The following is a 15,392-nucleotide window of genomic DNA, read 5'->3' as shown; positions in this document are numbered from 1 at the left end:
ATAAATTAACAGTAAAATACTGTTTGGATATACAGCATGCTTACCAGTTTGCAAATTAAAAATTTTGCCATAGTCAGTGAACTCAACATTGACTGGCGTTCTGGCATGACAGCCATCACTGGTGAAACCGGTGCTGGTAAATCAATCGCCATTGATGCCTTATCCCTATGTCTTGGTGAACGCGCAGATGCAAATGCCATCCGCCCAGAGAGCAGTAAAGCGGAAATTTCAGCCCAATTTGATATTCGCAATTTACCACAAGCACAAAAATTCCTCTCAGAGCTCTTGCTTGATGATGAGGAGCAAAATTGCATTTTACGGCGTGTAGTCACCCGTAACGGCCGCAGTAAAAGTTTTATTAATGGCACATCCGTGACCGCAGCTCAGCTCAAAGAGCTAGGGCAAATGCTCATTGCTATTCATGGCCAACACGCCCACCAATTACTTCTCAAACCGGAACATCAACTTGGTTTATTAGACGCGTACGCTGGGCATCAGAATCTTCTTGGCGCGGTTAAAGCGCAATTTAACCACTACTATAAGTTACAAAGAGAGCATGCCAATTTACTCAAACAACAACAAGCCCAAGCAGCTAAAAAACAGCTATTAGAGTATCAGGTTGAGGAACTTGATGAGTTTGCTTTGCAAGAAGGCGAATTTGAACAAATTGAAGCAGAGCACAACCGTTTAAGCCACGCACAAACTCTAGTAGAAAGCTCGCAAAGAGAGCTAATGAGTTTATACGAACAAGACGACCAAACAGTGCTCGGTCAATTGCAGCATAGTGTACAAACTTTCAGTGAATTAAGTACGTTAGATAAATCACTTGAAGGCATTAGCCAGATGCTCAGTGAAGCAGCTGTACAACTGGAAGAAGCATGTCGAGAGATCCGCAGCTATGGAGAAAGCGTTGAGCAAGATCCAATAAGGCTGCAAGAGATCGAAGAGCGGATCACACAGGCAATGGCACTGTCTCGAAAGCATCAAATTCAGCCAGACCAGCTCGCTTCACATCATTTAGCCTTAAAGCAAGAATTAGACAACATTTGTTCAGATAACGCGCGTATTGACGACTTAGAACATGAAATTGCTGAAGCCCTGCATGCGTACCATATCTCTGCAAGCCAGTTGAGTGACAGCAGAGCAAATGCAGCTGGCAAATTAAACACACTGATCACCCAAAGCATGCACGAGCTTTCAATGGAAAATGGCCGGTTTGCCATTGAATTAAGTAAAGATGCCGACAGACGCCCCAATGAGCTAGGCATGGATAACATCGAGTTTTTAGTGTCAACTAACCCTGGACAACCAATGCAGGCCCTTGCAAAGGTGGCTTCTGGCGGTGAGCTATCACGGATCAGCCTCGCAATTCAGGTAATTATTGCTAATAAGGTCACCACACCGACTTTAATATTTGATGAAGTAGATGTCGGGATTTCAGGACCTACCGCCTCTCAAGTTGGTAAACAATTAAGGTTACTCGGTAACTCCACACAAGTCATTTGTGTAACACACTTGCCTCAAGTTGCCTGTAGTGGTCACCAACAGTTTTTTGTCCAAAAAGCGGTGAACAATGCGCAAACATACACCTCTATGGTGCCATTAGATATGCATCAACGCGTAGATGAGATAGCCCGATTGCTTGGCGGGGACAGTGTCAGTGACACCACCAGAGCCAGTGCAAAGGAGCTGCTGAGTGTGCAAAGCTGCTAAAACAGCGTGCATGTAAGTGATATCTCTTGTCGATATCACTTACATTTTTTATTTATGGTGCACTGGATGTCATTTTTTTCAGTGTCCGGTCTTTTTTCACATAGTGATGAAAAAGTGCAGCGACGACATGACCTGCTATTAATAACCAAATCAACCATGCTCCGAGTATGTCTTTGTGAATAAAATCAATGGGCTTCTCAAATTCCTTAAAGGTAAGCCCTAGACCATCTAGAACAAAGTATTGAAACAGAGCCGTGTCCTCGAATTTCGGGATCTCTAATAAAAAGAAAAACTCCGTATTTGCACCTGTCCCAATATACCCAGTCACAGGTGCGATAATCATGATGGCATACAAAGCGTAGTGACCCGCATGCGCTGCCAAATGTTCCACTTTGGTGCCGGGTTCCGGCGCTGGCGGTTTATTCATTGCTCGCCACAGGAGCCTCAACAAAACAACAACCATAATGGATACACCAAATGATAAATGCAGCTGCAATGCCGTCCAGTTCTCGGAGGTTTTTGCCTCAGTAAACCAATGACGATAATACACGCTCATATAGGCTGCCAAAAATAATATCGCTGTTATCCAGTGGATCCACTTGGCGATGGTACCATAATCCGTGTCTGTATTTTTTAGTGTCATAAATACCTCAATCATTTCCCGAAATATAACCAAGCTATAAGAGATTATTTTAATACTAACCCCCATAAGTGTATCTCGGTTAATGCTGGACAACATATTCTGAAAAATAGAATGTGAATAGATAAGCCGTACTAGATAAATTCCTAATAAAACAAAAAAGCCCCAGCGTTTATGCGCTGGGGCTTATCAAAGCATTAGATTAGTTCAAAGCGTAGCTTATACCTCAAGGTAATCTAAGATCCCTTCTGCCGCATTCCTGCCTTCAAAAATAGCCGTAACAACCAAATCAGAGCCGCGTACCGCATCCCCTCCTGCAAAAATTTTAGGATTGCTAGTTTGGTGCGTATATGCGCCTTGTTCAGGAGCGACAATACCGCCCCAATGATTTATCTCGACATCATATTGAGCGAGCCAATCTAAGTTATGTGGTTTGAAGCCAAATGCCAGTACTACTGCATCAGCGTCTATAATATGCTCAGAGCCAGCCACTTCCTGTGCTTGTCGACGTCCGTTGCCATCAGCCTCACCCAATTGTGTTTTCACCATTTTAACGCCGCTCACATTGCCCTTTTCATCGACAACAATCCCTTTGGGTTGAACGTTAAATTGAAAGACTACACCTTCTTCTTTAGCATTTTTAACTTCTCGCTTAGAACCAGGCATGTTGTCCTCATCACGTCGATAAGCACAAATCACGGATTTGGCTTTTTGTCGCACCGAGGTGCGGACACAGTCCATTGCTGTATCTCCTCCACCAAGCACAACAACACGCTTGTCAGCCATACTAATGTAGGGCTGCTGAGACTCGTCATAACCCATCACCCGGTTAGTATTGCCGATCAAAAATGGTAACGCGTCATATACCTGTTTTGAATCCTCATTCTCCAATCCACCGCGCATATATTGATATGTTCCAACACCGACAAACACCGCATCATATTGTGCGATTAACTCATCCATTGTTACATCAGAGCCAACTTCTGTATTTAATTTGAATTCAACGCCCATCTCGGTGAACACCTCACGGCGTTTTTCCATGACTGACTTTTCAAGTTTAAACGATGGGATCCCAAAAGTGAGTAAGCCTCCGATCTCTGGATTGCGGTCGTAGACCACTGCTTTAACCCCATTGCGAACTAAGATATCAGCGCAGCCAAGCCCTGCGGGACCTGCGCCGATAATCGCCACTTTTTTGTCAGTCCAAGTGACGTAAGACAAATCAGGCTTCCACCCTTGTGCAAATGCCGTATCAGTGATGTATTTCTCTATGTTGCCGATTGTAACGGCACCAAACTCATCATTTAGCGTACAGGCACCCTCACATAATCTATCTTGTGGACATACACGCCCACAGACTTCAGGCAAACTATTAGTACGGTGTGACAATTCAGCCGCTTCCAAAATACGTCCCGTTCGGATCAACTTCAGCCACTGAGGAATATAGTTATGCACGGGGCACTTCCATTCACAGTAAGGGTTTCCACAATCTAGACACCTGTCTGCTTGTGAGTCTACCTGCTGCCCAGAGAATGGCTCATAAATTTCAACGAAGGAGTTTTTACGCGTTGATATTGGTTTTTTTCTCGGGTCAACACGCTGCACATCGATAAATTGGTAAACGTTTTCGCTCATAATTCCTCCTCTACTGCGCCTGCACTCTTAGTTCAGCACTACTGCGCGCTCGATGCCCTAATAAACTCTTTACATCACTTGACTTAGGCTTTACTAACTTAAACATAGGAATATACAATTCGAAGTTTGCAAGTACTTGCTCAGCTCTACTTGAGCCTGTGCACTCCAAATGTTCTGCTATTAACCCTCTTAGATGCTCCTGATGTGACGGTAGTCTGTTCAAGGTCAGAACCTCCACCAGTTCTGGGTTAAAACGTTTGTCCATGTCATTTTCTTCATCAAGTACATATGCAAACCCACCTGTCATCCCGGCACCAAAGTTAACACCAATTTGACCAAGGACACAGACAACTCCACCCGTCATATATTCACAGCCGTTGTCTCCTAACCCCTCAACCACAGCATGTACACCGGAATTACGCACAGCAAAACGTTCACCAACACGTCCAGCCGCGAATAACTTACCTCCTGTTGCGCCATATAAACAAGTGTTACCTGCAATAGTCGCTTGATGAGACATAAAACTAGAACCCAATGGCGGTCTTATTACCAGCTTGCCGCCAGCCATACCCTTTCCAACATAGTCGTTGGCATCACCAACCAAAGTTAGCTCTAGCCCACCTGCATTCCATACACCAAATGACTGTCCAGCCGTACCATGTAACTCTATCGACACGGGATCTGCTGCCATTCCTTGATTACCGTATTTGCCAGCAATGTAGCCAGACAACATAGCGCCAACGGAGCGATCCGTATTTTTGATTCTACTAACAAGCGATGTGCCAGACTTTTCATCAATTGCTTGTTTAGCTTTACTCAATAACGACTCATTTAACTCCCCACGGTAGTGCGACGTATTCTCTGCGCTACAGTACAAAGTCTGATTACTCGGGTTATTGGGTTTAGCCAAAATTGGTGATAGATCTAACTTTTGCTGTTTGCTCGTTTTTCCTTCAAGTACATCTAAAAGATCTGTTCGGCCAATTAAGTCTGTTAATTTTGTTACACCTAGTGAAGCCATAAGTTCACGGGCTTCTTGTGCAATGAATTTAAAGTAATTCATAGCCATTTCAGGCAACCCATGGTAGTGGCGCTGTCTTAGCGTGTCATCTTGCGTTGCAACACCTGTCGCGCAATTATTCAGGTGACATATACGTAAGTACTTACACCCTAATGCCACCATAGGCCCTGTGCCAAACCCAAAGCTTTCAGCGCCCAAAATAGCAGCCTTGATAATATCTAATCCTGTTTTTAAGCCACCATCAGTTTGCAAACGTATTCTGTGTCTCAAACCATTTTCTACCAGTGCTTGTTGGGTTTCTGCTAATCCAAGCTCCCACGGACATCCGGCGTATTTCACAGACGTCAACGGACTCGCACCGGTACCGCCATCATAGCCAGCGATAGTGATCAGGTCGGCATAAGCCTTGGCAACACCAGTGGCAATAGTGCCGACGCCCGGTTCAGAGACAAGCTTAACGGAAATCATTGCCTGCGGATTAACCTGCTTTAGGTCAAAAATTAGTTGAGCTAAGTCTTCAATAGAATAAATATCATGGTGCGGAGGTGGAGAAATCAAAGTCACACCAGGAACAGAATAACGCAACTTGGCAATATATGGCGTTACCTTTTCGCCTGGTAGCTGACCACCCTCACCAGGTTTTGCGCCCTGCGCAACCTTAATTTGTATCACGTCAGCACTTTGTAAATAATGTGGCGTCACACCAAATCTTCCTGATGCAACCTGTTTGATGCGAGAGTTTTTCTCGTTACCAAAGCGTAACTTGTCCTCTCCACCTTCTCCAGAGTTTGAAAATCCGCCAAGGCGATTCATGGCAATCGCCAGTGCTTCGTGCGCTTCCGGTGAAAGAGCTCCTATACTCATTGCTGCTGAGTCAAAACGTTTGTATAGATTTTCGGCCGGTTCAACCTCGTCTATCGAGACTGCTTGTTGCGACGTTTTTAATTTCAACAAGTCCCTTAAATTAGTCACCGGTCGATTATTTACAATGTCCGCATACTTCAGGTAGTCTTCGTACTTACCCGACTTAACCGCCACTTGCAGCGACTGCACTACATCAGGGTTATAAGCGTGATACTCGCCGCCGTGCACAAATTTCAACAAGCCACCATGACTCAACAATTTTCGTTTGCTAAAAGCAAGCTGGTTTAACAATTTGCTTTCCGCTTCAAAGTCCGTAAAGTCCGCACCTTTAATACGGCTCACTACGCCTTTAAAACATAAATTGACAACTTCATCAGACAAACCTACCGCTTCGAAGAGCATTGAACAACGATAAGATGCAATGGTGCTGATCCCCATCTTAGACATGATTTTATACAAGCCTTTGTTAATCGCATTTCGATACGACAGCGTCACGTCACGATATGATTTTTTGATCACACCTCTGTCGCACAGAGAAACCAAGGTTTCGTAGGCCAAATAGGGGTAGATCGCAGTTGCGCCAAAGCCAAGTAATACAGCAAACTGATGAGGGTCACGCGCACTGCCCGTTTCTACAATGATATTTGAGTCGCAACGCAGATTTTCATTCACTAACCGTTGCTGAATTGCACCTACCGCCATCGCAGCTGGAATAGGTAAAAACCCTTTTGCGATATCTCTATCACTGAGCAAAATCATGACACACCCATTGGCGGCTTTTTCCTGCGCTTCATCACAAACACGACGCAGTGCACATTCTAAGCCCTCTTCAGGTGCGTAATTTAAATTGACCTGACCAACTTGGTAATGTTTATCATCAGCTGCTGTAAGCTGCTTGATATCCGAGTAGGTTAAAATCGGCGAGTCAAATTGCAAACGCTTTGCATGGCCAGTTGTTTCATTGAACACATTCTGTTCACGACCAATACAAGTTGCAAGCGACATCACGTGATTTTCGCGCAACGGATCGATCGGTGGATTAGTTACCTGCGCAAACTTTTGTCGAAAATAATCGTACAAAGAGCGTGCGCCTTGAGACAACACCGCAAATGGCGTGTCATCCCCCATAGAGCCAGTAGCTTCTTGTCCGTTGGCCCCCATCACGCTGATAACTTGCTCTACTTCTTCATTGCTATAGCCAAACTGCTTTTGATAGGTCAACAATGTTTCATCAGAAAAATCGCGCTGACCAGCATCTTTCTCATCGAGTTGTTCAAATGGCGTGAGACGTTGCACGTTTTGTTCGAGCCAAGCCCGATATGGGTGCCGTGCCTTTAGGTCTTGATCAATTTCACTGGATTGCCATATTTTGCCATGGAGCGTATCCACAACAAGCAATTCACCGGGTCCAACACGGCCTTTTTCAACAACTTCGTCCGCTTCATAATCCCAAATTCCAATTTCAGACGCTACGGTAATAAACCCATCTTGTGTGACTACATAACGAGCTGGTCTTAGTCCATTTCTATCTAAGTTACATGCGGCGAACCGGCCATCGGACATAACGATACCCGCAGGTCCATCCCAAGGCTCCATATGCATTGAGTTAAAATCATAAAATGCGCGCAGATCGTCATCCATGGCGCGGTTTTTTTGCCATGCAGGCGGAACCAGCATTCGCATAGCACGGAATATATCCATACCACCAGCTAAAAATAGCTCAAGGATGTTATCCAAGCTCGACGAATCTGAGCCTGACTCGTTGACAAATGGCGCGGCCAATTGTAAATCTGGCAGTAATGGCGATGAGAATTTGTAAGCACGCGCTCGCGCCCACTGTCTATTGCCCATAATCGTATTGATCTCACCATTGTGAGCCAAATATCGAAATGGTTGCGCCAACGGCCATTTGGGCTGGGTATTAGTAGAAAACCTTTGATGGAAAACACAAATAGCACTGGTCATACGAAGATCTGCTAAATCTAGATAAAAATTTGGCAGATCTGCTGGCATCATCAGACCCTTATAGACAGTTACAAGGCCCGACAAACTCGCAATATAAAATTGCTCATCTGCTGTAATTCTTTTCTCAATTCGGCGCCTTGCAATATAGAGACGACGCTCTAAATCTTTAGGTCTCCAACCCTCTGGCGCACTCACAAACACTTGCTCAAATTGAGGCAACTGAGATTTGGCTATCGGACCCAACATGTCAGGCTGAATTGGCACTTCTCTCCAACCGACAATACTTAGTGTTTCTTTTTCTAATTCTTCATTGATAATATCTCTAGCGGACTGAGCTAACGCGTCATCGGCATTTAAAAATACCATGCCAACCGCATAATTTTTACCTAATCGCCAGTCATTTTCAGCCGCAATAGCCCTGAAAAAGCTATCAGGCTTTTGTAATAACAAACCGCAACCATCACCAGTTTTGCCGTCTGCTGCAATACCGCCTCTGTGCTGCATGCGATCTAGACCCGTGATCGCTGTACGTATTAATTTATGGCTTGCCTGGCCTTGAGTATGCGCAATAAGACCAAACCCGCAGTTATCTTTTTCTAATGCCGAGTCATATAACATAGACCCCTCCCCTTGCTACACCTGCCAGCTGAATGACTTCGACGATTTGCTGGCAGATATTCAAAATTAGCGCTGAAATGAAAGCGAGTCAACAAAGAAAAGAATAAATATTCACTACATTGAATATTTTTCAACGACCCCATTTCGTAACCAAAATTTAATACAACGCATCAAACTAGCAAATTTCGTCCCTAAAAAACACTTGACACCGGTATCAAATGTTAATAAATAGAAGAAAAAAGAAAACTAAAGATCAGTTTACGTAAACGTAAACCTACGCATGAATGAATAAATATTCACAAATTTAATGCTGAGCATTTATTTGAGGTATATTAATTCAAAGCAAGACTACGCTAGTAGAGGAAACGTTGGCTGTGATGTGCTTTAAAAAGCTTACTGAGTGTGTCTCAATGAGATAAGTTAGTTTGGTAGGCATAAAAAAGCCCGAAATACATTCGGGCTTTTACTGTATCTTGGTGATCTGACTGATTACTCTGCCGCTTCTTCTTTGTATTTAGCCGCAGTCTCAGTGATCAAAGGCTGGAGTTCGCCTTTTTGGAACATTTCGATAATGATGTCACAACCACCGATTAATTCACCTTCAACCCATAGCTGTGGGAATGTTGGCCAGTTTGCATAATGAGGCAACTCAGCACGAATATCTGGGTTTAAAAGAATATCCACGTATGCAAACTGCTCTCCGCACGCCATCAATGCTTGTGAAGCTTGAGAAGAAAATCCACAGTTAGGTAATTTTGGAGATCCCTTCATATATAGAAGAATTGGGTTTTCTGCAATTTGCTGTTTGATCTTATCAATGGTTTCCATATATACCTCAAATGACGATATTATCTGTTCGTACGCGTACTTTTCGCTCAAAATTAACGCATACGATAAATTCACACTACAAGTCTTGGTCACGGGCATTGCTGTTTGCCAAAACTTGAGTAAAATACTCAGGAATTATAGTATCACTATATAACACTAAATCGTACTGAAATGTGCCAAGCAAGTGGCATCTTTTTAGATATTTAGAGTACTCAACCAAAAAATGGAGATTAAAATGGCTTTCGAACTACCGTCACTTCCTTATGCTATCGATGCATTAGAGCCACATATTTCTAAAGAAACTTTAGAGTTCCACCACGGCAAACACCACAACACTTACGTGGTTAAACTAAATGGTCTAGTAGAAGGTACTGACTTTGCAAACAAAACTTTAGAAGAAGTTGTTGTTAGCTCTGAAGGCGGTATCTTTAACAATGCAGCTCAGATCTGGAACCACACTTTCTACTGGCACAGCCTAGCGCCAAATGGTGGTGGTGAAGCGCAGGGTAAAGTAGCAGAACTAATTAACGCGAAATGGGGTTCATTTGCCGCATTCCAAGAAGCATTTAATGACAAAGCAGTAAACAACTTTGGCTCAAGCTGGACTTGGTTAGTTCAACTAGCTGATGGGTCTTTAGATATCGTTAACACTTCAAATGCTGAAACACCGCTTACACAAGAAGGCGTTACTCCAATTTTAACAGTTGACCTGTGGGAACACGCTTACTATATCGATTATCGCAATGTTCGCCCTGAGTACCTGAAAGGTTTCTGGTCACTTGTAAACTGGGATTTTGCGAACCAAAATCTAGCTTAATTACAAAGGTATAACTGTACCAATTTAAGCAATAAAAAAGGCACACAGGTGCCTTTTTTTTATGTCTCTGCATACCGCGATCACATTAAATTCTTATATTTTTTAAGCAAATATCCAATAACAAGACTAAGCTTTAAGTACGCCTTGCATTTTAGCCCACGCATTTAATTTAACTGGTTATTGGAGTTTGATATGACAATATTTGAGCATTACCAATCCCGATACGAAGCAGCAAAAGAAGAAGAATTCACAATTGCTGAATTTCTTGAAATCTGTAAAGAGGATAAGGCAGCTTACGCCAGTGCGCCTGAACGGTTGCTCATGGCCATCGGTGAGCCTGAAATGATAGACACCTCGACGGACGCGAGGTTAAGTCGACTGTTTTCAAATCGGGTCATAGCACGTTACCCTGCTTTCAACGAATTTTATGGTATGGAAGATGCCATTGAGCAAATCGTCTCATACCTCAAACATGCAGCCCAAGGATTAGAAGAGTGTAAACAAGTACTCTATTTATTAGGACCGGTTGGTGGTGGTAAGTCTTCAATCGCTGAAAAATTGAAGTACCTAATGCAACAAGTGCCTGTATACGCAATTAAAGGCTCTCCGGTCAATGACCACCCGCTTAGTCTATTTAACCCGCAAGAAGATGGTGAGTTACTAGAGAAAGAATATGGGATCTCTAAACGCTATCTAAAAACAGTGATGTCGCCTTGGGCAACTAAACGTCTCCATGAATTCAACGGAGATATAAGTAAGTTTAAAGTTGTAAAACGCTACCCTTCTATTTTGGATCAAGTCGCCATCGCAAAAACAGAGCCCGGTGATGAGAATAATCAGGACATTTCGGCGTTGGTAGGTAAAGTTGATATTAGAAAGCTTGAACACTTTGCACAAAACGATCCCGACGCTTATGCATACTCAGGGGCATTGTGCCTAGCAAATCAGGGACTCATGGAATTCGTAGAAATGTTCAAAGCACCTATCAAGGTGCTGCATCCTCTACTTACCGCAACACAAGAAGGCAATTATAACGGCACAGAAGGTATTTCAGCGCTGCCATTTAGCGGTATTATCCTTGCCCACTCAAATGAGTCCGAATGGCAAACATTCAAAAACAATAAAAATAACGAAGCCTTCTTAGACCGCGTCTTTATCGTCAAGGTGCCATACTGCTTGCGGGTATCGGAAGAAGTTAAAATATACAAAAAACTGCTCGAAAATAGTGAGCTCAAAGATGCACAGTGCGCGCCAGGAACACTCGAAACATTAGCAAAATTCTCTTCGCTTTCTCGAATCAAAGAGCCAGAAAACTCAAGTATTTATTCTAAAATGCGTGTTTATGATGGCGAGAGCTTGAAAGACACAGATCCAAAAGCAAAGTCTTATCAAGAATATCGAGACTATGCGGGTGTAGATGAAGGAATGAATGGTTTATCCACTCGATTCGCATTTAAAATATTGTCGCGCGTTTTTAACTTTGACCACGCAGAAGTTGCAGCCAATCCAGTACACCTGTTCTACGTCTTAGAACAACAAATCGAGCGTGAACAATTTAGTGCTGAAGTGCAAGAGCGATATTTAAGTCACTTAAAAGGTTACTTAATTCCTCAATATGTCGAATTTATTGGTAAGGAGTTACAAACAGCTTATCTTGAGTCCTACTCAGAATACGGACAAAACATATTTGATAGATATGTCACCTATGCTGACTTTTGGATCCAAGACCAGGAATATCGGGACCCAGATACTGGGCAGCTTTTTGATAGAGCGGCTTTAAACGCTGAACTTGAGAAGATTGAAAAGCCTGCGGGCATCTCAAATCCAAAAGATTTCAGAAATGAAATCGTCAACTTTGTTCTACGTGCTAGAGCCCATCACAACGGTGAAAACCCAGTATGGACTAGCTATGAAAAACTAAGAACAGTAATAGAGAAAAAAATGTTCTCTAACACTGAAGATTTACTGCCCGTTATTTCTTTCAATGCCAAGACGTCTGCTGAAGACCAGAAAAAACATGAAGACTTTGTCAATCGGATGATGGAAAAAGGATATACCCAGAAACAGGTTCGACTACTTTCTGAATGGTATTTGAGAGTTAGAAAATCACAGTAATCTAACGATTGGAGGATGGTCAATGGCACATTTCATCGATCGAAGATTGAACGGTAAGAACAAAAGCACGCCTAACAGGCAGCGCTTTATAAGACGCTATAAAAAGCAGATTAAAGAAGCGGTTTCGGATGCGATAAACAAACGAAGTGTGACGGATATTAGCAGTGGAGAAAGCATATCTATACCACAACGAGATATTAGTGAACCTGTATTTCACCAAGGTAAAGGGGGAAATAGGGAACATATACATCCAGGCAATGATCAATTTAGTACTGGTGACAAAATACAGCGCCCTCCTTCCGGTCAAGGAGGGGGCGCAGGTGAAGGTAATGCCAGTGATCAAGGTGAGGGACAAGACGACTTTGTGTTTTCTATTTCAAAGGATGAGTATTTAGACCTCTTATTTGAAGATCTAGAACTGCCAAACTTGCAAAAGAGCCAGTTAGACAAGCTCGTGCAAATGAAAACACACCGCGCGGGTTTCTGTAATGACGGGATGCCAAGTAATTTAGACATAGTGCGTTCACTAAAAGGCTCGATCGCAAGACGGATAGCAATGACAGCCAGTAAACGTAGCCGCTTAAAGGAGCTCGAAGCTGAGCTTGAGCAGCTATTGGCTGAACCTGTTCCACCTCAGCATCAAATTGAAACGATCGAAGCTGAAATTGAATCATTACGGAGACGAATTGCGGCAGTGCCTTTCATTGACAACTATGATCTTAGATTTAGAAATTATGAAAAGCGTCCACACCCAACGAGCAAAGCAGTTATGTTTTGTTTAATGGACGTATCTGGATCTATGGACCAAGCAACAAAAGATATGGCAAAGAGATTTTACATTTTGCTGTATCAATTTTTAACACGTACCTATAAAGACATTGAGGTTGTTTACATTAGGCATCACACGCAAGCAAAAGAAGTTGATGAACAGGAATTTTTTTACTCTCAAGAGACAGGTGGCACAATTGTTTCAAGTGCGTTGAAGTTGATGGATGAAATAGTTGCAGAGCGCTATTCACAAGGGGATTGGAATATCTATGCAGCACAAGCGTCAGATGGTGACAATTGGGCAGACGACTCGCCACACTGTACCGATATCCTTGCAAATAAACTGCTCAAAGTGGTGCGTTATTACGCCTATATAGAAATCACGACAAGAGCACATCAGAGCCTATGGAGAGAATACCAAGGGCTATCTGCAGCTTATAATAATTTTGCTATGCAGCACATACGCTCAGTAGAAGACATTTACCCAATCTTCAGAGAGTTATTTAAAAAGAACCGGCAAAAGCAGCAAGGTGCAGCATAACAAAGAGGGGAAGCGCAAATGACCTACAACCCTTTAAATGATGGTCCAGATTGGACTTTTGAAAGATTAGAACTGTATCAAGCCGAAATTGCTCGTGTAGCGGAGCACTATCGGCTTGATACTTACCCCAATCAAATTGAAGTGATCACCGCAGAGCAGATGATGGATGCATACTCTAGTGTAGGTATGCCCATCGGTTATGCGCACTGGTCTTATGGTAAAAAATTCATCCAGACGGAACAAAATTATAAACGTGGGCAAATGGGGCTCGCATACGAGATAGTCATTAACTCAGATCCCTGTATTGCTTACTTAATGGAAGAAAACACATTGCCAATGCAAGCACTCGTGATGGCACATGCTTGTTACGGCCACAACTCTTTTTTTAAAGGTAACTATTTATTTAAAACCTGGACTGATGCGTCTTCTATCATTGATTATCTGGTCTTTGCAAAAAACTATGTCGCCGAATGCGAACAAAAATACGGCATCGAGGAAGTCGAAAATTTACTAGATTCTTGTCATGCACTGATGAATTATGGTGTTGATAGGTACAAAAGGCCACAGCAAATTTCGTTATTTGAGGAACAAAAACGTCAAAAAGAACGTGAAGATTATCTTCAATCCCAAGTTAATGAATTGTGGAAAACCATTCCTAAAAGCAAACAGGAAGACACTGAGGATTTACCACACTTCCCATCAGAACCACAGGAAAATATACTCTATTTCATTGAGAAAAATGCCCCTTTGCTCGAGTCATGGCAACGCGAAATCATACGTATCGTAAGAAAGATATCTCAATATTTTTATCCTCAAAGACAAACTCAGGTCATGAACGAAGGGTGGGCAACCTTTTGGCACTACACCATCCTCAATCACCTGTATGATGAAGGAAAATTAAGCGATGCATTTATGCTTGAGTTCCTACAGAGCCATACTAATGTGGTTTATCAACCCCCCTATAACAGTAAGTTTTATTCGGGAATAAACCCCTATGCATTGGGGTTCAATATGATGGTGGACATAAGACGTATATGTGAAAACCCCACAGAAGAAGATAGACAGTGGTTTCCTGAATTTGCAGGTAAAAACTGGCTAGATACACTGCATTTCGCGATGGAAAACTTTAAAGATGAAAGCTTTGTCAGTCAGTTCTTATCCCCCAAGATAATCCGTGACTTTAAGTTATTTACCATATTAGACAAAGAGTCCTCACCTCATCTTGAAGTTAAGGCTATTCATGACGAAGCGGGTTACCAGAAAGTTAGAAGCAGCCTATCGGCACATTATAACCTCAGTAACAATGAACCAAATATACAAGTTTATAAAGTAGACGTTCGTGGGGACCGATCTTTGACTTTAAGGTACGTCCCTCAAGATAAGATTCCGTTAGCAGATTCAAAAATTGAAGTGCTCAAACATCTCTATCGTCTATGGGGGTTTGAAGTTAGATTAGAACAAGCTGAAGAGGATGGTAGCGTGACAACTCTTGGCCAGTGCCCGTTAGAAAACCCCGAAAGTGATTAGCCTGACAACACACGAGTTACCCTCGTGTGTTGTTTGCTTGCCTGTCCTGACGCACATTTTTCATTTATTACTCTAGTAATGCCAAGTACACCCTACACGTCCGCTGCATATGTTTGAGTGTTACGAAATATATTTCATTAAACTATTACCATACAAATGTAGTTAATATCGTTAACTAAAAAAGCTTAGATTCGGTAAAGTTAAACTCAATCAGTCGTCTGTCGAAGAAGAACATCCAATTAACGGGTATTGACAGCAACCTTTACATGCCTTGGATTTTTTAAAGGTCTTATCAAAACCTGATTTCATTAGTAGAAGTGAATTTCGTTATATCGGACAC

The 15,392-nt window shown here is 42.6% G+C and carries 9 protein-coding genes; 5 read left to right on the top strand and 4 right to left on the bottom strand.

Annotated features, from left to right (window positions below):
* The first annotated feature begins 36 nt into the window (after positions 1–36).
* Complete coding sequence (gene recN / locus N483_RS10500) at positions 37–1,713, top strand: DNA repair protein RecN (protein ID WP_023402218.1); 1,677 nt, start codon at positions 37–39, stop codon at positions 1,711–1,713.
* A 52-nt stretch (positions 1,714–1,765) separates the two neighbouring features.
* Here recN and N483_RS10495 read toward each other — a convergent pair whose 3' ends face one another.
* The 4 genes from N483_RS10495 to N483_RS10480 all read right to left on the bottom strand — a co-directional run bounded on the left by N483_RS10495 (position 1,766) and on the right by N483_RS10480 (position 9,284).
* Positions 1,766–2,356, bottom strand: a complete 591-nt coding sequence (locus tag N483_RS10495) for a cytochrome b (protein WP_036977435.1) — start codon at positions 2,354–2,356, stop codon at positions 1,766–1,768.
* A 216-nt stretch (positions 2,357–2,572) separates the two neighbouring features.
* Entirely contained in the window at positions 2,573–3,988 is a 1,416-nt protein-coding gene (locus N483_RS10490) for an FAD-dependent oxidoreductase (protein WP_023402220.1), read from the bottom strand.
* A 10-nt stretch (positions 3,989–3,998) separates the two neighbouring features.
* Positions 3,999–8,456, bottom strand: coding sequence for a glutamate synthase large subunit (gene gltB, locus N483_RS10485; RefSeq protein WP_023402221.1), 4,458 nt, complete (start codon positions 8,454–8,456; stop codon positions 3,999–4,001).
* 489 nt (positions 8,457–8,945) lie between these two features.
* A complete protein-coding gene (locus N483_RS10480; protein WP_023402222.1) occupies positions 8,946–9,284 on the bottom strand; it encodes a Grx4 family monothiol glutaredoxin in 339 nt (112 codons plus the stop codon).
* Between the two features lie 235 nt (positions 9,285–9,519).
* Here N483_RS10480 and N483_RS10475 point away from each other — a divergent pair, with 235 nt between their 5' ends.
* From N483_RS10475 to N483_RS10460, 4 genes are all read left to right on the top strand, one after another.
* A complete protein-coding gene (locus N483_RS10475; RefSeq protein WP_023402223.1) occupies positions 9,520–10,101 on the top strand; it encodes a superoxide dismutase in 582 nt (193 codons plus the stop codon).
* A gap of 192 nt (positions 10,102–10,293) precedes the next feature.
* Positions 10,294–12,216, top strand: coding sequence for a PrkA family serine protein kinase (locus N483_RS10470; RefSeq protein ID WP_023402224.1), 1,923 nt, complete (start codon positions 10,294–10,296; stop codon positions 12,214–12,216).
* 22 nt (positions 12,217–12,238) lie between these two features.
* Complete coding sequence (locus N483_RS10465) at positions 12,239–13,525, top strand: YeaH/YhbH family protein (RefSeq protein WP_023402225.1); 1,287 nt, start codon at positions 12,239–12,241, stop codon at positions 13,523–13,525.
* An 18-nt stretch (positions 13,526–13,543) separates the two neighbouring features.
* Positions 13,544–15,052 carry a SpoVR family protein gene (locus tag N483_RS10460; RefSeq protein ID WP_023402226.1) on the top strand — a complete coding sequence of 503 codons (1,509 nt, stop codon included), beginning with the start codon at positions 13,544–13,546 and terminating at the stop codon, positions 15,050–15,052.
* Positions 15,053–15,392: the final 340 nt, after the last annotated feature.

This window comes from Pseudoalteromonas luteoviolacea NCIMB 1944 (genome assembly GCF_001625565.1).
Lineage (GTDB): Bacteria > Pseudomonadota > Gammaproteobacteria > Enterobacterales > Alteromonadaceae > Pseudoalteromonas > Pseudoalteromonas luteoviolacea_F.
This window is presented reverse-complemented; position numbering and strand designations above follow the sequence as displayed.